The sequence below is a fragment of the Thermus caldifontis genome, from assembly GCF_003336745.1.
Taxonomy (GTDB): Bacteria; Deinococcota; Deinococci; order Deinococcales; family Thermaceae; genus Thermus; species Thermus caldifontis.
The window spans coordinates 102,072-121,498 of sequence record NZ_QGMX01000002.1 but is presented as its reverse complement, the minus strand read 5'-3'; the positions used below and the strand labels follow the sequence as shown (position 1 = coordinate 121,498).

The following is a 19,427-nucleotide window of genomic DNA, read 5'->3' as shown; positions in this document are numbered from 1 at the left end:
CCTCCTCACCTCCTTTCACCACCTCAGGAGCGCGGCCATGCCCCCACGCTCCAAAAGCGCCCTTTCCGCTTCGCCCCGTACGAACTCCAGCTTGGCGGCGTAGCCCGTGGCCAGCTCGGGCAGGACCACGGCCAGGGGTTTGGCCTCGAGGTTTTGGCAGTGGGCCAGGGCCCGGGCCTCGTCGGGGAAGAAGATCCCCTCGCAGGCGTACACGGTTTGGTCCAGGTGCCAGGGAAGCACCCAAAGCTCCACCCGGCCTTCCTGAACCCTTTCCAGGACTTCCGGGCCGAAGGCCACCTTGGGATAGGCTTCCTCCAGCTTCTTGAGTAGCTTTACCTCGCCCTTGCGCTCGATCTCCTCCAGGACAGGTTCCAGCCGCTTGAGCACCTGGCCGGGGCTGACCCCGGGATGGGGCAGGGAGGGAAGAAGGGCCACCACCTTTTCCTTAAGGCGTTTCGGCAGGTAGCCCAGGAAAAGCTTGGTGTGCTCCTCGGGGCCCATGAGGATGAGGCGGGTGAACCCACGTTCCTCCGTAAGTTTCTCCAGCTCGTGGCTTAGGGTCTTGTAAAAACGTTCTTCCCAAGCGGCCAGGCGCTTGGCGAAGAGGTCCTGGCCTGCCCCGCCCCGGGAGATGCCCGCCAGGTTGAAGCGGCGCCCCGGGGCATCCAGGGAGAGCCGCCGCCAAGCCTCGGTGTCCAAGGCCAAGAAGGCGTCGCTCACCTCCTGGACTTCACCCAGGAAGATTTCAAAAACCCGCCAGCGCTCCTGGTCCAAATAGACCACCCCGTAGCGCTCGTACTCGTCCAGGGCGTAGATAAGGGGGAGGAGGAAGGGCTCGCCGTAGTGGGCCAGAGCCCCGTCCGTAAAGAAGCGGCTTTCCTTTTCCCCTAGGAAGGTGGTTTTGAGGCTGGAAACCAGGGGCAGTTCCACCTGAAGCAACAGGGTTTCAAAGAGCTTTTCGTTGGCGAAGAAGACGGCGGTTTTTGCCTCTAGCACTTGGTTTTTCAGCACCTCCAGGATTTTTTCCTGCAGGTCCTGGGGCACCTTGAGGGCCTTCATGGCGTCCTTGGCCCTTAGGGCGTAGGCCCGGCTGGCGTTTTCGGGCTTGGCGGGGTTGAGGTCCAGGTAGAGGGAGAGGACGGGTCCCTCCTGCACGGTGAGGGTTTCCTTGATGCGCCGGATGTCTTCCTTACCGATCATAGGTTACCTCCTAGAAGAGCCACTGCTTTGCGGATGGCCTCTTGGTTGAGCCTTTCCTCATGGCCCAATCGGGTGAAGAGGGCCTCGAGGTGGGGCTCGGGGAAGGTGCTTTCCAGATAGTAAACCCGGTCAAACCCTTCCTCAGAAAGGAGGCGGAGAAGAGCCTCCCAGCCTTCCTCTTCCACCTTGGGCGTAGGGGGAAGGGAGGCGCCATGGCGGCGCAAGGTTTCGGCGATGGCCTCGGCATGGGCCCGCTCCCTATGGGCCACCTCTTCCAGGAGGGCCCGGATGTGGGGGTACGGGACGCTCTTTGCTGCCCGCTCGGCCCGGAGGGCATCTAGAAGCTCATCCTGGTAGGCTTGTTGCAGGACTTCCACCACGCTCATGCCGCCTCCTCTCTCAGGCCTGGACGCGTTCCTCCACGCGGAAGACCAGGCCCGCAGGACCCTTGTCCACCACCACGGCATCCCCCTCCTTGATCTCCCCGGCCAGGATTTTCACCGCCAAGGGGGTTTCCAGCTCCCGCCCGATCACCCGCTTGAGGGGCCTAGCCCCGAAGACGGGGTCATACCCCCTTTCGGCCAGGTAGCCCTTGGCGGCCTCCGTGAGGGTGAGGGTGATGCGCTTTTCCAAGAGGCGGTTTCTGAGGCCTTGGAGCTGGATCTCCACGATGCTCTGGATCTGCTCCCGGGTAAGGGGCCGGAAGACCACGATCTCGTCCAGGCGGTTTAGGAACTCGGGGCGGAAGTGCTTTTGCAACACGGCGAAGACCTCCTCCCGGATGCGCTCGTAGGGCCACCCCTTCTGGATCCCCTCGAGGATCAAGGGGCTTCCCAGGTTGGAGGTGAGGATGATCACCGTGTTGCGGAAGTCCACGGTGCGCCCATGGGAGTCGGTGAGGCGGCCGTCGTCCAGGATCTGCAAGAGGATGTTGAAGACGTCGGGGTGGGCCTTCTCCACCTCGTCGAAGAGGATGACCGTGTAGGGGCGGCGCCTTACCGCTTCCGTGAGCTGCCCCCCTTCCTCGTAGCCCACGTAGCCAGGAGGGGCCCCGATGAGGCGGCTCACCGCATGCTTCTCCATGTACTCCGTCATGTCGATGCGCACCATGGCTTCCTCGGTGTCGAAGAGGGTGGCGGCCAGGGTCTTGGCCAGCTCCGTCTTTCCCACCCCCGTGGGGCCCAGGAAGAGGAAGCTGCCGATGGGGCGGTTGGGGTCCTTGAGGCCGGCCCGGGCCCGCCTGATGGCGTCGGCCACGGCCCTTATGGCCTCCTCCTGCCCCACCACCCGCTTGTGGAGCTCCTCCTCGAGCCTGAGGAGCTTCTCCCTTTCCCCTTCCAGAAGCCTGGACACGGGGATGCCCGTCCAGCGGGAGACGATCTCGGCGATGTCCTCCTCGGTCACCTCCAGGCGCACGAAGCGGGCGTTTTTGAGCCCCTCGGAGAGGGCCTCCACCTCGGCCTCGAGGCGGGGAAGCTCCCCGTAGCGGAGCTCCGCCGCCCGGTTCAGGTCGTACTGGCGCTCCGCCAGCTCAATCTGACGGCGTACTTCGTCCAGGCGTTGCTGGGCCTCGTGGAGCCTTTTCAGGACCTCCCGCTCCGCCTCCCACTCGGCCTTGAGCTTCTCGATCTCCTGGCTCAGATCGGCGATTTCCCCTTCAATGGCCTTGAGCCTTTCTTGGGAGTCCGGGTCCTTCTCCTTCTTCAGAGCTTCCCGCTCGATCTCCAGCTGGAGCCTCTTCCGCTCCAAGGTGTCGATCTCCTCCGGGGCGCTTTCCAAGGCCATGCGCAGACGGGCTGCCGCCTCGTCGATGAGGTCGATGGCCTTGTCGGGAAGGCGCCTTTCCGTGATGTAGCGGTGGGAGAGGACCGCAGCCGCCACCAAGGCGGGGTCGGAGATGCGCACCCCGTGGTGCACCTCGTACTTCTCCTTGATGCCCCGGAGGATGGAGATGGTGTCCTCCACGCTGGGCTCGTCCACATAGACGGGCTGGAAGCGCCTCTCCAGGGCAGGATCCTTTTCAATCTCCCGGTACTCGTCCAGGGTGGTGGCGCCGATGAGCCGGAGCTCCCCCCGGGCCAGGGCGGGCTTCAGCATGTTGCCCGCATCCACCGCACCCTCGGCTTTGCCCGCTCCCACCACGGTGTGGAGCTCGTCGATGAAGAGGATGATCTCCCCTTGGGACTGCACCACCTCCTGGATCACCGCCTTCAGGCGCTCCTCAAACTCGCCCCGGTACTTGGCCCCGGCCAAAAGGGAGCCCATCTGCAAGGAGATGATGCGCTTGCCTTTCAGGCCTTCCGGCACGTCTCCCTTCACGATGCGTTGAGCCAAGCCCTCCACGATGGCGGTCTTGCCCACCCCGGGCTCGCCGATGAGCACCGGGTTGTTCTTGGTGCGCCGGAGGAGGATCTGAATGGTGCGCCTTATCTCCTCGTCCCGGCCGATCACCGGGTCCAGCTTGCCCTCAGCGGCCAGCTTGGTGAGGTCAATGCCGTATTGCTCTAAGGCGTTAAAGGTGCTTTCCGCATGTTCCGTCTGCACGGTCTTACCTCCTCTAAGTTCAAGGGACGCTTTCCTTAGGGAACCCTCTTCGGGAAGGCTTGCCCCGAAGGGGGGCTCGGCCCTCGAGGCCTCCGCCAAGGCCAGCACCAAGGTATCCATGGCCACGAAGCGGTCCTTGAGCTCCGCCATCAGGGCCTCGGCCCGGTCCAGGGCCCGGGCCAGCTTTTGGGATAGGTACTGGCCCACCTCGGCCCCCTCCACCTTGGGCAGGCGGCCCATTTCCCGCTGGGCTGCCTCCTTGAGGGCCTGGGGGTTTCCCCCTGCCTTCTCCAAAAGCCGCCAGGCCAGGCCCGTGGGGTCCTTGAGGAGTACGGCCCAGAGGTGGGGCAGGTCGATGGCCTGGTGCCTCGTCTCCCGGGCCAGGACCTGGGCCTGGGCCAGGGTTTCGCGGGCGGCTTGGGTCCAGCGCTCCAGGTTCATACCCCTGTCCTCCTACTAGCCAAATCATATCACTTGATACAAATATTGTCAAGATAGTTATGCGAAGATAACGCGGGAACTTCCACCGAACCCAGAGGAGGTCTGGTCAACGGGGAGAAGGTAGCGCGCTTTGGTTTGATTATAAAGGGAAAAGATAGGGAGGGATGTCCCAAAGGGGGGGCTAAGGGGTCAGCGGCGCTCCAGGATCTCCACCACCAAGGCGGCCCCCACCAGATTGGCCCCCAGGTCGCGGCGGATCCGCTCGGCCTTAAGCATGCGCCAAAGGTCCTCTTCCCGGAAGTACCAGCTGCTTTCCCACACCAAGGGTTCCACGAAGCCAATCTCCACGTAAGCCCGCACCACCCCCAAGGAAAGGCCGTAGTCCGCCAGGGCCTCCATGGATATATAGGGGCTACGCACCAGCATACCGCACCTCCTTTAGCTTCCGCCAAAGCGCCTCCTCCTCGGGGGAGAGGTGCTCGGGGATCACCACCCGCACCTCCAGGTAAAGGTCCCCGCGGCCATGGGGTCCGGGAAAGCCCTTGCCCTTAAGCCGGAGCCTTTTGCCCGCCTGGGTCTTAGGGGGGATGGTGACCTCCACCGGGCCTTCCAGGGTGGGGGCCCGCACCTTACCCCCCACCACGGCGATGGGGGCGGGAACGTCCAGGGTGGCGTAGAGATCCTGGCCCTCCAGACGGAAAACGGGATGGGGCAGAAGCCGCACCGAAAGAAGAAGGTCCCCTGGGGGTTCCCCAGGCCCGCCCAGGCCCGCCAGGCGGAGGGTGCTCCCGTCTTGCACCCCTGGGGGGATCCTCACGGAAACCCGCCTGCCCCCCACCTCCACCACCTTTTCACCGCCGTGGAAGGCCTCCTCGAGGCTAAGGGGAAGCTCGGCCCTGAGGTCGCGGCCTCTCCTTGGCCTCCTCCGCCCCATGCCCCCAAAGAGGCCGCCGCCGAAGAGCTCCTGGAAGAAGTCGGAAAAGTCCTCCACCTCAAACCCGGAGAAGTCGTACCCACCCGGGGGCGGGGGTGGGGGAGGGGTGGCGGTGCCGTAGGTATCGTAGACCTTGCGCTTTTCCGGGTCGGAGAGGACGGCGTAGGCCTCGTTGATCTCCTTGAAGCGTTCTTCCGCCTCGGGGCTTTTGTTCACGTCAGGATGGTACTGGCGGGCCAGGCGCTTGTAGGCCCGTTTGATCTCCTCCTGCGTGGCGTTTCTCGGTACCCCCAGGATGGCGTAGTAGTCCTTCATGGCCTACTCCACGCCCTCTTCTTCCGGGCTTTTTTCCTCGCCCACCGCCACCCGGGCTGGGCGTATCAAGGCCTCGCCCAGGCGGAAGCCCCTTTGGAAAACCCTGGCCACCTTGCCCGGTTCTCCCGGGAGGAGGCCGATGGCCTCGTGGTAGCGGGGGTCAAAGGCCTCCCCCTCCCCAGGCACCTCCTCAATGCCAAGCCCTGCCAGGATGCGGAAGAAGCCTTCCCGCACCGCCTTCACGCCCTTGAGGATGCTCTCCGGGTTGGCCTCGGCGAACTCCAAGGCCCGTTCCAGGTCGTCCAGGACGGGAAGGAGGGCGCGGACCGCCCGGAGGGTCCCCTCCCGTTCCCTAAGCCTAAGCTCCTCCTCCATGCGCTTGCGGTAGTTGTCAAAGTCGGCGAGAAGGCGCACGTACCGGTCTTTTAGGGCTCGGAGCTCCTCCTCTACGGCCAGGAGGCGTTCTGGGGCCAAGGCCTCCTGGCCTACCGTCTGGAGGTCTTGCTCCACCTGGGCGGCCTCCTCCTGTTGGATGTTCTCGCGTTCCTTCTCCATGCTTCCTCCGAAAGGGGGTAAGGGGAGGCCCCTGCCCCGGCAGGGGCCAGGGCAGGGGGGCTTTAGTCGGCGGGCTTGTAGTCGGCGTCGATCACGTCGTCAGGGCCGCGGCTGGATGCCCCGGTGGCCCCGGCGGTGGCGGCCTTCTCGTAGGCCTCTACCGCCTGCAAAAGCTCCTCCGTGGCGGCCTTCAGCTCGGGGTCGGGGGCGTCCTTTTCCGAGAGCTCCTTGGCCCGGGCGATGGCCGCCTCGAGGCGCGACCTGGCCTCGGGGGTACCCTGCTTCTCCTGGAGGATCCTCTCCGCCTGGACGCGGGTGGAGTCCAGGGTGTTCTTGAGCTCGGCGTGCTCCCGGCGGCGCCGGTCCTCCTCCGCATGGCGCTTGGCCTCCTCGATCATCCGCTGGATCTCCTCCTCGGAGAGGGTGGTGGTGTTCTGGATGGTGATGGAGGCCTCCTTCCCCGTGGACTTCTCCCTGGCGGTCACGTGGAGGATGCCGTTGGCGTCAATGTCAAAGCAGACCTCAATCTGGGGCACCCCCGCGGGCATGGGGGGGATGCCCTCGAGGCGGAAGCGGCCCAGGCTCTTGTTGTCCGCGGCCATAGGCCGCTCGCCCTGGAGGACATGGATTTCCACCGCGGTCTGGTTGTGCTCGGCGGTGGTGAAGATCTCGCACTTGCGGGTGGGGATGGTGGTGTTCCGGGGGATGAGGACGGTCATCACCCCACCCTTGGTCTCCACCCCCAGGGAGAGGGGGGTGACGTCCAGGAGGACCACATCCCGCACCTCCCCCATGAGGACCCCCGCTTGGATGGCAGCCCCCATGGCCACCACCTCGTCGGGGTTCACGGAGCGGTTGGGTTCCTTGCCCAGGAGCTCCTTCACCACCCTTTGCACCGCCGGCACCCGGGTGGCCCCGCCCACCAGGATCACCTCGTCGATCTGGGCGGGGGTCAGGCCCGCATCCTTAAGGGCCTGCTCCACGGGGCCCCGTAGGCGCTTTAGCAAGGGTTCGATGAGCTCCTCAAACTTGGCCCGGGTGAGCTTCTTCTCCAGGTGCAAGGGCGTTTTGCTGGCGGGGTCTAGGGCGATGAAGGGAAGGCTGATGGTGGTTTCCAGGGTGCTGGAAAGCTCGATCTTGGCCTTCTCCGCCGCTTCGATCAGGCGCTGGAGGGCCTGGCGGTCCGCCTTGAGGTCCACCCCGTACTCCCGCTTGAACTCCTCGGTCAGCCAGTTCACGATGGCGTGGTCCATGTCGCTGCCGCCCAGGTGGGTATCCCCGGAGGTGGACTTCACCTCAAAGACCCCCTCGCCGATCTCCAGCACCGTCACGTCAAAGGTGCCACCGCCCAGGTCGAAGACCAAGACGGTTTCGTTCCCCTTCTTGTCCAGGCCGTAGGCCAAGGCGGCGGCGGTGGGCTCGTTGATGATGCGCAAGACCTCCAGGCCCGCAATCCGCCCGGCGTTGGCCGTGGCCTCCCGCTGAGCGTTGTTGAAGTAGGCGGGCACGGTGATCACCGCCTTGGTGATCCTTTCCCCCAGCTTCTTAGAGGCGTCCTCCACCAGCTTGCGGAGGACCATGGCGCTGATCTCCTCGGGGGTGTAGAGCTTGCCCTTGATCTCCACCCGCACCCCGCCATCGGGCCCGGGGACCACCTTGTAGGGAACCCGCTTGGCCTCCTCCTGGACCTCCTCATAGCGGCGGCCAATGAAACGCTTGATCTCAAAGATGGTACCCTCGGGGTTAAGGACCGCCTGGCGCTTGGCCATCCGGCCCACCAGGGTCTCCCCATCCCGGAAGGCCACCACGCTGGGGGTGGTCCTTTCCCCCTCCGCGTTCTCCAGGACCACGGGCTTACCGCCCTCCATGATGGCGATCACGCTGTTGGTGGTGCCCAGGTCAATGCCCACTGCCTTAGCCATAGCTACACCTCTCGTCCCAAGCATAAACCATCCCACATAGAAAAGTCAAGAGACTTGAGCATGTTTGTATCATAGTGCTCCATGCTACCCGGATTTCCCTTCGAGCGTGTACCCTAAGAGAAGACATGTCCCGGCTTCCCTTGAACTTCTTGGTCTTCGTTTTGGGCCTGCTCCTTTTGGCCTGGGCTTTCAGCCTGGCGGGTACGGCGGGGAACCCGGCAAGCGGGGTGAACTACACCACCTTCCTGGAGGACCTGCAGGCGGGCCGGGTGAAGGAGGTGGTGGTGCGCGCCGGGGATACCCGCATCCAGGGTACCCTCACCGATGGTTCCACCTTCACCACCTACGCCGCTAGCCCTCCCGATAACCAGACCCTCGAGGCCTGGACCAAAAGGGGCGTGAGCGTGCGGGTGGAGCCTCCCCAGGGGCAAAGCCCCTTGGGGTTCCTTTGGCCCTTGTTGCTGGTAGGCCTTCTCGTCGGGGCCCTCTTCTACTTTTCCCGCAACGGCCGCGCCGGGCCCTCGGATTCCGCCTTCAGCTTCACCAAGAGCCGGGCCAAGGTGCTCACCGAGGCCCCCAAGGTCACCTTCAAGGACGTGGCCGGGGCCGAGGAGGCCAAGGAGGAGCTGAAGGAGATCGTGGAGTTCCTGAAGAACCCCGCCCGCTTCCACGAGATGGGGGCCAGGATTCCCAAGGGGGTCCTCCTGGTGGGCCCCCCGGGGGTGGGGAAGACCCACATCGCCCGGGCGGTGGCGGGGGAGGCCAAGGTGCCTTTCATCACCGCCAGTGGTTCCGATTTCGTGGAGATGTTCGTGGGGGTGGGGGCGGCCAGGGTTAGGGATCTCTTTGAAACTGCCAAGCGGCACGCTCCTTGCATCGTCTTCATCGACGAGATCGATGCCGTGGGCCGCAGGCGCGGGGCCGGGGTTGGGGGTGGAAACGACGAAAGGGAACAGACCTTAAACCAGCTTCTGGTGGAGATGGACGGCTTTGAAAAGGACTCCACCATCATCGTTATGGCCGCCACCAACCGCCCCGACGTTCTGGACCCGGCCCTCCTGCGCCCAGGCCGCTTTGACCGCCAGGTGGCCATAGACGCCCCCGATGTGAAGGGCCGGGAGCAGATCCTCCGCATCCATGCCCGGGGAAAGCCCTTGGCGGAGGACGTGGACCTGGCCCTTTTGGCCAAGCGCACCCCGGGCTTCGTGGGGGCGGACCTGGAGAACCTCTTGAACGAGGCGGCCCTCCTGGCGGCCCGGGAAGGCCGGAAGAAGATCACCATGAAGGACCTCGAGGAGGCCGCCGACCGGGTGATGATGGGCCCAGCCAAGAAGAGCCTGGTCCTTACCCCCCGCGACCGTAAGATCACCGCCTACCACGAGGCAGGGCATGCCCTGGCCGCCCATTTCCTGGAGCACGCCGATGGGGTGCACAAGGTGACCATCGTGCCCCGGGGGCGGGCTTTGGGCTTCATGATGCCCAGGCGGGAGGACATGCTCCACTGGAGCCGGAACCGCCTCCTGGACCAGATCGCCGTGGCCTTGGCGGGGCGGGCAGCGGAGGAGCTCATCTTTGAGGACGTGACCACGGGGGCGGAAAACGATTTCCGCCAGGCCACGGAGCTGGCCCGGCGCATGATCACCGAGTGGGGCATGCACCCCGAGTTCGGCCCGGTGGCCTACGCCGTGCGGGAGGACACCTACCTGGGCGGTTACGACGTGCGCCAGTACTCGGAGGAAACCGCTAAGCGCATAGACGAGGCGGTGCACCGCCTCATCGAGGAGCAGTACGGGCGGGTGAAAAACCTCCTGCAGGAGAAACGGGAAATCCTGGAGCGGGTGGCGGAAACCCTTTTGGAGCGGGAAACCCTTACCGGGGAAGAGTTCCAAAAGGTGGTGGAGGGCCTGCCCCTAGAGGAGGACGAGGGTACTCCCCAGGAGCGCCCGGAAAAGGAAACCCCCCGGGTGGTGCCCAAGGTCAAGCCGGGAGGAGCGTTGGGAGGGGCCTGAGGCCAGGAATAAACCCGGGGAGCCAAGGCCCCCCGGGGGAAGGGAATACGTTACTTCTTGACCTTTTCCTTGAGAGCCTTGCCCGGCTTGAAGGCGGGATACTGGGTAGCGGGGATCTTGATCTTCTCCTTGGTGCCGGGCTTCACGCCGGTGCGGGCCTTGCGCTTGCGCACCTCAAAGGTGCCGAAGCCGGTGAGCTGGACCTTGTTCCCCCCCGAGAGGGCTTCTTCCACCTTGGAGAGGAACGCGTCCACCGCCGCCTTGATGTCTTTCTTCTTAAGGCCAGTAGCGGCCGCCACCTGATCCACCAGATCCGCTTTGGTGACCGTTTTCTTTGCTGCCATTCTTTACCTCCTTCCTCTTTTCCCTTCCGCAAGGACTATAGCACGCGTGAATGGAGCTACGCAATACTCTGACCCATTTGTATACCTGTGTATAGCAATGTGTGATAACGGAAGTATTGGCTCTAGCGGTACTGGGGTGGCAGAAGTTCCCGTACCTGGGCCTCTATCTCCCGGGTCAGGATTTCCAGCTCCTGGTGGGTAAAGCGGGACAGCTTCGGAACCGGTATAGGTTTGCCATAGATCACCCGGATGGGCTTGCGCAACCGGAAGAGCTTTTGCCCCACGGGCCAGGCCTGGTCGGTGCCCACCACCGCCACGGGTACCACGGGGCTTCCGGTGCGCAGGGCGATGGCCGCCACCCCGGTCTTAAAGGGCTGGAGCTTGCCCGTGCGGCTTCGGGTTCCTTCCGGGAAGATGCCGAAGGCCATACCCCTTTCCAGGGCGCGGATGGCCCCTTTGATGGCGGAGAGATCGCTTTGCCCCCGTTCCACGGGGATGGCGTAAAGCCGGGGTAGAAGCCAGGAGAGCAGGGGTAGGCGGAAGAGGTCGGCCCGGGCCAGGAAGCTCACGGGGCGTCGCACCCCGGCCCCCACGGCGATGGGATCCAGGATGGAAAGGTGGTTGGCGGCCAGGATCACCGAGCCTTGCGGGGGGATGTTTTCCGCTCCCTCCACCCGGTAGCCGAAGAGGAGGTGCAGGAGAAACCGGGCCAGATACCAGGCGGCCCGGTAGACGGGGTTGGGTCGGTGTGCCTCCACGGGTTCCAGTTTACGGGTCCAGCCGGCGGAGGGCTCTGCCCGCCTCGAGGTGGGCCAGGCGCAAGGGCTCCGGCAGGCGGAAGCGGGTGGGAAGACGCCGCACAAAGGCCAAGGCGGCCTCCAGGCCTACCCGGTGGCCGGGGGAGATGAAAAGGGGCTTCACTCCCGTACGGCTGCGGTAGGCGTAGCCCAGGGGGCGGCCTTCCGGGGAGAGGAGCCGTACCGCACTTCCCGCCTCCCGGGGCAAGGGGCCTTCCAGACGGCCATAGAGCAGGCGTTTGGCCACGCCGATGCTGGGGAGGTCCAGGTGCACCCCCAGGTGGCTGGCGATGCCCAGGCCCCGGGGATGGGCGATGCCTTGGCCATCCACCATTAGGGCCTCGGGGGGCTCGGGAAGCCCGCTTAACGCCTGGAGATACGCAGGGGCCTCGCGGAAGGAGAGGAAACCGGGGATGTAGGGAAAGAGGTCCTCCTCGGGCACCACCCCTAGCCCCACGGCAAGAGGGCCCTTCTCCAGGTGGTATAGCACCGCCACCGCCACCAGGGGCTTCCCCCTTTTGTGGGAAGCGTCCAGGGCGGCAATCCGCTGAACGCCTTCCAGGCTTCCCTCCAGGACCACCTTCTCTGCCAGGCTCCTTTGCAGGGTCATGGCTTCCTGGAGATCCGCTGGCTTGGGAAAGGCCTTCATGGGCACGGCGGCTACCCCCTTTCTCGTTGCCCTCCCCACCGGGACTGGGTTTGCGTTACGCCTTTACCGGGGTCCCATCTGGGTCTTTCCCAGGTGGGGTATTAGGTGGCCTCCCGCAGGCGCTCCAGCACCTCGGGGTCGGAGGGGTCCACCCCGTAGAGCAGGGCCAGGTAGTAGGCGGTCCAGGCCAGGCGGTACCACAGGGCCAGGGCTTGGGCCAGGCGGCTGCCTGAGGGAGCCGGTACCTCGGCGATGGCGTCCACCCGGGTTTCCAGAATCTCCTTGGCCAGGCGTACCGCCTCCCCCTCCCCCAGGAGGAGGGCGGCCAGGGGGTCTCCCTGCTCGTGGCGGGCCTCGAGGCCTGTGAGGAAGAACTCCAGGGCGCTATGGGGTGGGGTGAGGGCTAGGCTTTTCCCAATCCGGGCAAAAAGGCTCTGCCCTGCTTCCTCCAAGGGGCGGAAAAAGGGAGCGTAGAGGAGGGGGATTCGCTCCACCAGGGTGTAGGCCAGGAACTTGGCGGGGTTCTCCTCGAGGGGGATCTCCGGGGTAAGGCGCCTTCTTTCCTCCAACAGGACCTTATCCACCTCGGAAAGGGCTTCCTCCTGCCCCGTGGCCAGAAGGAGGAAGCGCAGGTAGCGGTAAGGGTTCAGAGGGCTAGGGGAGAGGTAGACCTCCACACCAGGGCGGAGGCCCAGCTTGACCACCTGTACCCGCTCCGTCTCCGCCAGCAGGGAAAGGGCCGCGGCCTCTCCCAGGTCGTACCCTCCCTCCAGCACGAACAGGGTCCCTTCCTCTGTCCAGTCGGCAAGGCCGGAAAGCCGGGCGGCGAAATGGCCTTCCCCATAACCCAAGGCGGCGTGGGGTGCGGGGTAGGACCGGGTGGGCACGGGTCCCGAACCCACCAGGTCGCGAAGCTCCAGAGCCAGGCCCCGGCGGTCCGAGAGATAGGTCTCCTCGCGATCCAGGTCGCGCATACCCCTTATGCTAAACCCCGTGCTGCATTTTCGTCCCAAGCCGGTGCTGCGTCTTTGGGGAAAAGGCGCCTTGGGCTTTGGCCCGGGGGTGGGGGAGGTGTGGTTGGCGGAGGCATTCCCGGAGGGCTAGGCCTCCATCCGCAGGCACCCCTTCTCCTAACCCTTCTGGAAGGGAAGGGCCAGGTGCAGGGAATCCACCTGGAACCCCCGGCCACCTTCCTTCTGGAGCCCGGGGAGGGGGTTCGGGTGGAGGGGGAAGGGTGGTTTCTCGGAGCTAGCCCTGAAGGCTTTTGAGGAGGCGTTCCACTCTGATGGAAGGGTTCTCCCCCAGTTCCTCCCAAAGCCTTTTCCGGTAATGCTCCAAAAGCCTCTTGGCCCGGGCCCGTTGCCCCCGGGATAGGCAGGTTTCCACCAAGGGGAGGAGGGCTTCCTCGTCCAGGGGGTCCAGCTCCAGAAGGCGCTCCAGGAAGCGGGGTTCCCCCTTCTTCAGGAAAAGGGTCCGCACCCGGTGGAAAACCTCCTCCCGCTTCCGGTCCACAACGGGATGGTCCAGGCCGGGGAAGAGGGGCTCTTGGTAAAGGCGAAGGACCCCCTCCGCATCCTCCCGTTCCAGGGCTTCTTCCAGGTCCTTGAGGTCGGAGGCCACCCGCACCAGCCCCACTTCCCCCAGGTAGGTGGGAATTCCCCAGGGCTCCAGGAGCTTCCGGATGCGGGCAAGCCACACGTACAGGTTGTTTAGGGCAGCTTCCTCCGAAAGGTCGGGCCAGAGGGTATAGGCCACCTCTTCTTTGGGTAGACCCAAGAGCAAGAGGGCAAGAACCTCCTTGGCTTTGCCCCTAAGCTCCACGGGCCCCAAGGGGTTTTCCACCTGGAAGCGCCCCAGGACCCGCACCTTTAGAGGAGGGATCTCGGGAAGCCTAAGGGCGATGGCCTCCTTCCAGCCTGAGCGCAGCACTTCCAAAAGGGGGTAGGCCCGGGAAAGCTGGGGGCGCCTTTGGGGCAGGGCTTCCAGGGGAAGAAGGCCAGGGAGGATGCCTTCTTTGGCGTCGGTTAGGGTGAGAAGGGCTGTGAGGTCCCTCTCCTCCCCCAGGATACGGTAGCGGGTTGCGTGCCAAAGGAGCTTTTCCTCCAGGTTGCCGGGGTAAGGGGGTAGGAGGCTAGCGTCCTTTTGCAAAAGGGCCCGGGTGAGGCTGGGGAAGAAGCCGGAAAGGCCCTGGAGGAGGCTTGGTTCCTCCCTTAGCTCCGCCAGAAGGGCCCTTCCCCTTTCCACCAAATAGGGGTTTTCCCAAAGTTCCGCCTGGGCCACCAGGCGGGCGAGGGTTTCGGGGTCCCTTTCCATGTGGGCCAGGAGCATCTTGGCCTCCAAGGAGGCCAGGGGGTGGCCGGGGGTTTGGCTGGCCTTTTCCAAGTAGCCCCGCGCCCTCACCTTTTCCCCGAGGAGGAGGTAAAGCCGGCCCAGGTCCCGGAGGTGGCCGGGGACGTTTTGGGGCATATGCCGCTCCATAAGCCCCATGGCCTCCTCGAGGACCTCTATCCTTTCCCGAAAGGCCCCCTTTAGCTCAAAGCGCAGGAGGGCCAGGTTGCTGAGGGGGGCAATCCTGTAGGGGCTTTCCGGGGGCAAGTAGCGGAGGGCTTCTTCCAGAAGCCTCGCCGCCTCCTCGGGCCGGCCTTCCTCAAAGGGTACCCGGGCCACGTCGTTCAAGAAACGGCCGGCCAGCTCCGGGTTCACCCGAGGGAGCAATTCTAGGCCCCTTTCCAGACAGGCCCGGGCCCGGGGCAGTTCCTTCTCCAGGAGGTTTTCTGAGAGGAAGTAGGCCAGGTGGCCTAGCGCGGTAAGGGCTATTCCCGGTTCTTCCGAGTCCGCCAGTCCCTCTAAAAGGGCCAGCCCCTCCCTTCTCCCGCACTGGGCCAAGGCCTCCCCCAGCCGCAAGTGGGCTCTGGGGCCTCCCTGACGGAGGAGGCCTTCCCACTCCAGGAGCCTTTCTGCGGGGAGGGGGAGGGTGATGGGTTGGTCCAGGAGCTCCAGAAGCTCCGCCTTCAGGCCTGCTTCCCAGTAGGCCTCGGCCAAGAGGGCAGGGGGAAGCCTCTTTCCGGCCTGGCGTACCGCCTGCTGCACCTCCTCGAGGAGGCTTCCCTTGGCCATCTCCTTGAGGAGGGGGTGTAGGGTGTAGCCCACGGGCAAGCGCCTTAGCAGGCCTTTTTGAAAGAGGCTTTCCGTTTCTGGGCGGGCCTGGGAAAGGGGCAGGTAGGGGAGGGCGGAGAGGAGGAGGCCTTCTTGGAGCTCCTCGGGCGAGAGGCTTTCCCTTAAGCCCTGCAGGAGGGCCATGGGCTCGGGGGGGCTTCCCGTGAGGGCGGAGAGGAAAAGGGGAAGGGGCCAGCCCCCCGTGGCCCGGTGGGCCTCCGCAAAGCCTTCTTTGCCGGCGAAAAGGGCCTCGGCCTCCTCGAGGGTAAAGGCCAGATGGGAAGCCTTTAGGTGGACGAGCCTTCCCTCGGCCAGGAGCTTGGGAAGTTCAGGGTAGGGGAGGGGCTTGCGGCTGGCCAGGACCACCAGGGCGGGAAGGGTGCGCAGGAGAGGGGAAAGCTCCTCCTGGCCGCTCAGATCCTCCAGGACCACCAGGGTGGGTTCGGCCCTAAGGGCCTCCACCACCGCTCCCCAAGGCACCTTCTCGGGCAGGCCCAAGGCCTTGGCCAGAAGCCCTTTGGGTTCCCCCAAAAGGGCGCTGGTCCAAAGGGTTCGGAAGCCTAACCGGGCGGCCAGCTGCCCGGCCAGAACGCTCTTGCCATAGCCCGCTGGGGCCTCGAGCCACACGGCAAAGCCCGGTTCCTGGGGCAGGAGGTCCAAAAGCCGGGGGCGCTCCAGGTAGACCGGGCTTTGCCAGGTCAGGGCCATGCTTGTCCTCCATTTTAGCCAGGTTCCGGCCTTGACCAAAGCCCACCTGCCTTTCAGACTGGGGGGCATGGACCGGCCCTACCTGGACCTAGGCCCCTGGGGCCCCTTGCGGGGACGCTTGCGCGTTCCTGGGGACAAGTCCGTGACCCATAGGGGCCTCATGCTTCTGGCCCTAAGCGAAGGGGAAGGAAGGCTTTTTTACCCTTTGAAGGCGGGAGACACCCTCTCCACCGCCCGGGCCATGCAGGCTTTGGGGGCGGAGGTCCTGGAGGAGGGCCCCCACTTCCGGGTGCGGGGGCGGGGGCTTCGCTTGAAGGAGCCTGAGGACGTGGTGGACTGCGGCAACGCCGGCACCCTCATGCGGCTTCTTCTGGGCATCCTGGCGGGACAAGAGGGGCTTTTTGCCGTGCTAACGGGGGATGCCTCTTTGCGCCGCCGCCCCATGGGCCGGGTGGTGGAGCCTCTCCGGGCCATGGGGGCCTCCATAGACGGAAGGGAAGGGGGGAAGAAGGCGCCTTTGGCGGTGCGGGGTGGGAGCCTAAGGGGGATTTCCTATACCCTTCCTGTACCCAGCGCCCAGGTGAAAAGCGCCCTTCTCCTGGCAGGGCTTTTTGCCGAGGGCGTCACGGAGGTGGTGGAGCCCATCCCCACCCGGGACCACACGGAAAGGCTCTTCCGCCACTTCGGCCTGCCTTTGGAAACCGAGGGGCAGCGCATCCGCACCCAAAGGGCCGAGCCCTTCCCCGCCAAGGACCTTACCGTGCCCGGGGATTTCTCCTCCGCGGCCTTTTTCCTGGTGGCGGCCCTCGTGGTTCCGGGTTCGGAGGTCACGGTGGAGGGGGTAGGGCTAAACCCCACCCGCACAGGGCTTTTAGAGGTGCTCCGGGAGATGGGGGGGGATTTGGAATGGCAGGTGGTGGAGGGCGAGGCGGGGGAGCCTGTGGGCTGGATCCGGGCCCGGTATAGCTCCCTGAAGGGGGTTTCCGTGGACCCTGGGTTGATCCCCCTGATGGTGGATGAGGTGCCTGTCCTGGCGGCCGCCGCTGCCTGGGCGGAAGGGGAGACCTACATTCCGGGCCTTTCCGAGCTACGGGTGAAGGAGTCGGACCGGATCGCCGCCATTGCCCAGAACCTTAGGGCCCTGGGGGTGGGGGTGGAGGAAGGGCCGGACTGGCTTAGGATCCAAGGGGGTGGGGTGCAGCCGGGAGAAGTGGAGCCCTTCCATGACCACCGGATCGCCATGGCCTTTGCCGTGGCGGGCCTTAGGGTGGGGGTGAGGATCCACGAGCCCCACTGGGCGGAGATCTCCTATCCCGGCTTTTTCCAGGACCTGAAGCGGCTATGCGGGGCATCGTGACCATAGATGGGCCTTCCGCCTCGGGGAAAAGCTCCGTGGCGAAAAGGGTGGCGGAGGCCTTGGGGGTGCCCTATTTAAGCAGCGGCCTCCTCTACCGGGCGGCCGCCCACCTGGCCCTGAGGGGTGGGGTGGAGCCGGGGGATGAGGAAGGGGTTTTGCGGCTTCTCAAAGGCTTGTCCATCCGCCTTTTCCCCAAGCCGGAGGGGAACCGGGTGGTGGTGGCAGGGCCTTCGGGGCTGGAGGACCTCACCCCCCGCCTCCACACCCCGGAGGTGGACCGGGTGGTTTCCTCCGTGGCCCGGCATCCTGGGGTGCGCTCTTGGGTCAACGAAAGGCTTAAGGAAGTCCCACCGCCCTTCGTGGCCGAGGGGCGGGATATGGGCCGGGTGGTTTTCCCTGAGGCCCCCCACAAGTTCTACCTCACGGCCCGCCCCGAGGTGCGGGCTAAAAGGCGCGCTGCCGAGCGCCCTCAGGATTACGGGGAGGTGCTGGAAGACCTCCTTCGCCGGGATGAGCTGGACCTTGCGCAAAGCCTTCCTGCCCCCGAGGCCATTGTGATCGATACCAGCGAGATGGGCCTCGAGGAGGTGGTGGCCCGCGTGCTCTCCCACATCCGCGATTGAGCATGGTTCCCGGAGCCAAGGAAAGGCCTGTCCACGAGTTCTTGAACATCCTCCTCTTCCGCCCCCTGGCCCATCTGGTGGTGCGCCTGGTCCTTCCTACCCCCATCAGGCCCCATCACCTGGTCCTCTTCCACACCCTTTTGGTCCTCCTGGCCTCCTTGGGCATCCTCTGGGGCCAGGACCTTTTGGCGGCCTTGCTCCTCCAGTTAAAGACCGTTTTGGACAACGCCGATGGCCAGCTGGCCCGCCTCAGGGGAGAGGTATCCGAGCTTGGCCGTTATTTGGACACAGAGCTGGACCTGCTGGGCAACCTTTTCCTCTTTCTGGCCTTGGGGGCACGTACGGAGGCTTGGTGGGCTGCCGGGTTAGCCTTCTTGGTCTTTACCCTGGCCCAGTCCTTTGACTTCAACCTGGAACGGCTCTATCGGGAGGCCCGGGGCCTTCCCTTGCCCGGGAACCCAGAGGATCCCCCCACCCCCCTTCTCGCCTTCTTGCGGGGGGTCTACCGTCTTCTCTTCCTGCCCCAGGACCGGGCCATCCGGGCCCTGGAGCACGTTTTTTGCCGCCGCTTTTGCCTTCTCCCCCAGCGCTTTTGGGACGAAGGGGCCTTGGCGGGGGTGGTGAACCTGGGCCTCACCACGCAGCTTTTCTTCCTCGGGGTCTTCCTGGTTTTCCAGGCCCCTGGGCCCTACCTTACCTTCGTCCTTCTCCAGGGCCTGTATCTTGTCCTTTGGTATTTATGGAGAATCATCCGCGCCATCCCATCCCCACGGTAGGGGCGTTGGTGGAACAAGAAGGAAGGGTGCTGTTGGTGCGCACGGGGAAGTGGCGGGGCTTATGGGGGGTGCCTGGGGGGAAGGTGGAATGGGGGGAGTCCTTGGAGGCGGCCCTCAGGCGGGAGTTTTGGGAAGAGGTGGGGCTTGGCCTTAAGGCGGTGCGCCTGGTCCTGGTGCAGGAGGCCATCTTTAGCCCGGAGTTCCACAAGCCCACCCACATGCTCCTTTTCAACTACTTTGCCCTGGGGGAAGGGGAGGTGCGGCCCGGCGAGGAGATCCTGGAGTGGGCCTGGGTAAGGCCGGAAGAGGGCTTTTCCCTTTCCCTGAATAGCTTCACCCGGGTTTTGCTGGAAACCTACCTGGAGGGGAGATGAGGGTTGCCTTGGTCACCGGAAGCGCCAAGGGGATTGGCCGGGCCATCCTCCTGGCCCTGGCCCGGGAAGGCTTTCATGTGGCGGTCCACTACCGCACTTCGGAGGGCTTAGCGGAGGCCGCCCGCCTCGAGGCGGAGGCCCTGGGGGTCAAGGCCATCAAGGTGCGGGCCGACCTCACCCGGGAGGAGGAGGTCCAGGCCTTGGTGGAGGAGGTGCGCTACCACCTGGGGGGGGTTGGCGTTTTGGTGAACAACGTGGGGGACTATCTCTATAAGCCCATAGAGGAGGTTTCCCTAAAGGAGTGGCAATGGATTCTGGACTCCAACCTCACCAGCACCTTCCTCCTCACCCAGAAGGTCCTTCCCCTCATGGTGGCCCAGGGGTACGGCCGGATCGTGAACCTGGGCTATGCGGGGGCCCAGAACCTCCTTTCCCGGCCCCACATCACCCCCTACGCCATCGCCAAAACCGGGGTGATCCTCTACACCAAGGCCATCGCCAAGCGCTTCGCCCAAGCGGGCATCACCGCCAACGTGGTGGCCCCGGGGGTGGCGGAGAACTCCGTGTCCAAGCCCCTTCAGGAGATCCCCATGGCCCGGCTGGCCTTGCTTGAGGAGATCGCCCGGGCGGTGCTCTTCTTCGTGCGGGAGCCCTACGTGACGGGGCAGGTCCTCGAGGTGGCCGGGGGGTGGAACCTCTAATACGGGGGCATGGTAGGTTAGG

Annotated in this window: 19 protein-coding genes; 7 read left to right on the top strand and 12 right to left on the bottom strand. The window is 65.1% G+C overall.

Annotated features, from left to right (window positions below; all coding sequences use genetic code 11):
• Positions 1-15: 15 nt before the first annotated feature.
• From DK874_RS04375 to dnaK, 7 genes are all read right to left on the bottom strand, one after another.
• Entirely contained in the window at positions 16-1,200 is a 1,185-nt protein-coding gene (locus DK874_RS04375) for a VLRF1 family aeRF1-type release factor (RefSeq protein ID WP_114312814.1), read from the bottom strand.
• Positions 1,197-1,586 carry a ferritin-like domain-containing protein gene (locus DK874_RS04370; protein ID WP_114312813.1) on the bottom strand — a complete coding sequence of 130 codons (390 nt, stop codon included), beginning with the start codon at positions 1,584-1,586 and terminating at the stop codon, positions 1,197-1,199. Before DK874_RS04370 ends, DK874_RS04375 begins: the two co-directional genes overlap by 4 nt.
• Positions 1,587-1,599: 13 nt before the next feature.
• The gene (clpB, locus tag DK874_RS04365) at positions 1,600-4,185 is read right to left on the bottom strand and encodes an ATP-dependent chaperone ClpB (RefSeq protein WP_114312812.1); all 2,586 of its coding nucleotides are present in this window, start codon (positions 4,183-4,185) and stop codon (positions 1,600-1,602) included.
• Positions 4,186-4,374: 189 nt separating this feature from the next.
• Positions 4,375-4,611: a chaperone modulator CbpM gene (locus DK874_RS04360; RefSeq protein ID WP_114312811.1), complete on the bottom strand. Its 237-nt coding sequence runs from the start codon at positions 4,609-4,611 to the stop codon at positions 4,375-4,377.
• Complete coding sequence (locus DK874_RS04355) at positions 4,598-5,434, bottom strand: DnaJ C-terminal domain-containing protein (protein WP_114312810.1); 837 nt, start codon at positions 5,432-5,434, stop codon at positions 4,598-4,600. Before DK874_RS04355 ends, DK874_RS04360 begins: the two co-directional genes overlap by 14 nt.
• 3 nt (positions 5,435-5,437) lie before the next feature.
• On the bottom strand, positions 5,438-5,989 hold the full coding sequence (locus DK874_RS04350; protein WP_114312809.1) for a nucleotide exchange factor GrpE: 552 nt from the start codon (positions 5,987-5,989) through the stop codon (positions 5,438-5,440).
• Between the two features lie 62 nt (positions 5,990-6,051).
• Positions 6,052-7,911, bottom strand: coding sequence for a molecular chaperone DnaK (dnaK, locus tag DK874_RS04345; protein ID WP_114312808.1), 1,860 nt, complete (start codon positions 7,909-7,911; stop codon positions 6,052-6,054).
• A gap of 125 nt (positions 7,912-8,036) precedes the next feature.
• On the opposite strand from dnaK, the gene ftsH reads away from it, so the two are divergent.
• Complete coding sequence (gene ftsH, locus DK874_RS04340) at positions 8,037-9,920, top strand: ATP-dependent zinc metalloprotease FtsH (protein WP_114312807.1); 1,884 nt, start codon at positions 8,037-8,039, stop codon at positions 9,918-9,920.
• A gap of 50 nt (positions 9,921-9,970) precedes the next feature.
• Here the strand turns inward: ftsH and DK874_RS04335 are convergent, their stop codons facing one another.
• From DK874_RS04335 to DK874_RS04320, 4 genes are all read right to left on the bottom strand, one after another.
• Positions 9,971-10,264, bottom strand: a complete 294-nt coding sequence (locus DK874_RS04335; protein WP_114312806.1) for an HU family DNA-binding protein — start codon at positions 10,262-10,264, stop codon at positions 9,971-9,973.
• 122 nt (positions 10,265-10,386) lie between these two features.
• Complete coding sequence (locus DK874_RS04330) at positions 10,387-11,022, bottom strand: lysophospholipid acyltransferase family protein (protein WP_114312805.1); 636 nt, start codon at positions 11,020-11,022, stop codon at positions 10,387-10,389.
• A 10-nt stretch (positions 11,023-11,032) separates the two neighbouring features.
• Positions 11,033-11,710 carry an endonuclease V gene (locus tag DK874_RS04325; protein WP_114312804.1) on the bottom strand — a complete coding sequence of 226 codons (678 nt, stop codon included), beginning with the start codon at positions 11,708-11,710 and terminating at the stop codon, positions 11,033-11,035.
• A 101-nt stretch (positions 11,711-11,811) separates the two neighbouring features.
• Entirely contained in the window at positions 11,812-12,684 is an 873-nt protein-coding gene (locus tag DK874_RS04320) for an SIS domain-containing protein (RefSeq protein WP_114312803.1), read from the bottom strand.
• A 99-nt stretch (positions 12,685-12,783) separates the two neighbouring features.
• On the opposite strand from DK874_RS04320, the gene DK874_RS04310 reads away from it, so the two are divergent.
• The gene (locus DK874_RS04310; protein ID WP_205387558.1) at positions 12,784-12,978 is read left to right on the top strand and encodes a hypothetical protein; all 195 of its coding nucleotides are present in this window, start codon (positions 12,784-12,786) and stop codon (positions 12,976-12,978) included.
• Here the strand turns inward: DK874_RS04310 and DK874_RS04305 are convergent.
• Positions 12,959-15,574, bottom strand: coding sequence for an AfsR/SARP family transcriptional regulator (locus tag DK874_RS04305; protein WP_114312802.1), 2,616 nt, complete (start codon positions 15,572-15,574; stop codon positions 12,959-12,961). The two genes, DK874_RS04310 and DK874_RS04305, sit on opposite strands and share 20 nt — an antisense overlap.
• Before the next feature lie 67 nt (positions 15,575-15,641).
• On the opposite strand from DK874_RS04305, the gene aroA reads away from it, so the two are divergent.
• The 5 genes from aroA to tmpR are packed head-to-tail and all read left to right on the top strand — an operon-like array spanning position 15,642 to position 19,405.
• Positions 15,642-16,931, top strand: a complete 1,290-nt coding sequence (aroA, locus tag DK874_RS04300) for a 3-phosphoshikimate 1-carboxyvinyltransferase (protein ID WP_114313005.1) — start codon at positions 15,642-15,644, stop codon at positions 16,929-16,931.
• Complete coding sequence (gene cmk, locus DK874_RS04295; protein ID WP_114312801.1) at positions 16,916-17,554, top strand: (d)CMP kinase; 639 nt, start codon at positions 16,916-16,918, stop codon at positions 17,552-17,554. Before aroA ends, cmk begins: the two co-directional genes overlap by 16 nt.
• Positions 17,555-17,556: 2 nt before the next feature.
• Positions 17,557-18,330: a CDP-alcohol phosphatidyltransferase family protein gene (locus tag DK874_RS04290; RefSeq protein ID WP_114312800.1), complete on the top strand. Its 774-nt coding sequence runs from the start codon at positions 17,557-17,559 to the stop codon at positions 18,328-18,330.
• Complete coding sequence (locus DK874_RS04285; protein WP_114312799.1) at positions 18,294-18,704, top strand: NUDIX domain-containing protein; 411 nt, start codon at positions 18,294-18,296, stop codon at positions 18,702-18,704. Before DK874_RS04290 ends, DK874_RS04285 begins: the two co-directional genes overlap by 37 nt.
• A complete protein-coding gene (gene tmpR, locus DK874_RS04280) occupies positions 18,701-19,405 on the top strand; it encodes a bifunctional dihydropteridine reductase/dihydrofolate reductase TmpR (RefSeq protein WP_114312798.1) in 705 nt (234 codons plus the stop codon). The genes DK874_RS04285 and tmpR overlap by 4 nt, the downstream gene beginning before the upstream one ends.
• Positions 19,406-19,427 lie beyond the last annotated feature (22 nt).

What these genes read in the sequence shown, in the direction of transcription:
- DK874_RS04375 (WP_114312814.1), bottom strand. Translation starts at nt 1,200, where the DNA reads ATGATCGGTAAGGAAGACATCCGGCGCATCAAGGAAACCCTCACCGTG.
- aroA (WP_114313005.1), top strand. Translation starts at nt 15,642, where the DNA reads ATGGACCGGCCCTACCTGGACCTAGGCCCCTGGGGCCCCTTGCGGGGA.
- DK874_RS04290 (WP_114312800.1), top strand. Translation starts at nt 17,557, where the DNA reads ATGGTTCCCGGAGCCAAGGAAAGGCCTGTCCACGAGTTCTTGAACATC.
- cmk (WP_114312801.1), top strand. Translation starts at nt 16,916, where the DNA reads ATGCGGGGCATCGTGACCATAGATGGGCCTTCCGCCTCGGGGAAAAGC.
- DK874_RS04325 (WP_114312804.1), bottom strand. Translation starts at nt 11,710, where the DNA reads ATGAAGGCCTTTCCCAAGCCAGCGGATCTCCAGGAAGCCATGACCCTG.
- DK874_RS04335 (WP_114312806.1), bottom strand. Translation starts at nt 10,264, where the DNA reads ATGGCAGCAAAGAAAACGGTCACCAAAGCGGATCTGGTGGATCAGGTG.
- clpB (WP_114312812.1), bottom strand. Translation starts at nt 4,185, where the DNA reads ATGAACCTGGAGCGCTGGACCCAAGCCGCCCGCGAAACCCTGGCCCAG.
- DK874_RS04360 (WP_114312811.1), bottom strand. Translation starts at nt 4,611, where the DNA reads ATGCTGGTGCGTAGCCCCTATATATCCATGGAGGCCCTGGCGGACTAC.
- ftsH (WP_114312807.1), top strand. Translation starts at nt 8,037, where the DNA reads ATGTCCCGGCTTCCCTTGAACTTCTTGGTCTTCGTTTTGGGCCTGCTC.
- DK874_RS04305 (WP_114312802.1), bottom strand. Translation starts at nt 15,574, where the DNA reads ATGGCCCTGACCTGGCAAAGCCCGGTCTACCTGGAGCGCCCCCGGCTT.
- dnaK (WP_114312808.1), bottom strand. Translation starts at nt 7,911, where the DNA reads ATGGCTAAGGCAGTGGGCATTGACCTGGGCACCACCAACAGCGTGATC.
- DK874_RS04350 (WP_114312809.1), bottom strand. Translation starts at nt 5,989, where the DNA reads ATGGAGAAGGAACGCGAGAACATCCAACAGGAGGAGGCCGCCCAGGTG.
- DK874_RS04285 (WP_114312799.1), top strand. Translation starts at nt 18,294, where the DNA reads ATGGAGAATCATCCGCGCCATCCCATCCCCACGGTAGGGGCGTTGGTG.
- DK874_RS04320 (WP_114312803.1), bottom strand. Translation starts at nt 12,684, where the DNA reads ATGCGCGACCTGGATCGCGAGGAGACCTATCTCTCGGACCGCCGGGGC.
- DK874_RS04370 (WP_114312813.1), bottom strand. Translation starts at nt 1,586, where the DNA reads ATGAGCGTGGTGGAAGTCCTGCAACAAGCCTACCAGGATGAGCTTCTA.
- DK874_RS04355 (WP_114312810.1), bottom strand. Translation starts at nt 5,434, where the DNA reads ATGAAGGACTACTACGCCATCCTGGGGGTACCGAGAAACGCCACGCAG.
- tmpR (WP_114312798.1), top strand. Translation starts at nt 18,701, where the DNA reads ATGAGGGTTGCCTTGGTCACCGGAAGCGCCAAGGGGATTGGCCGGGCC.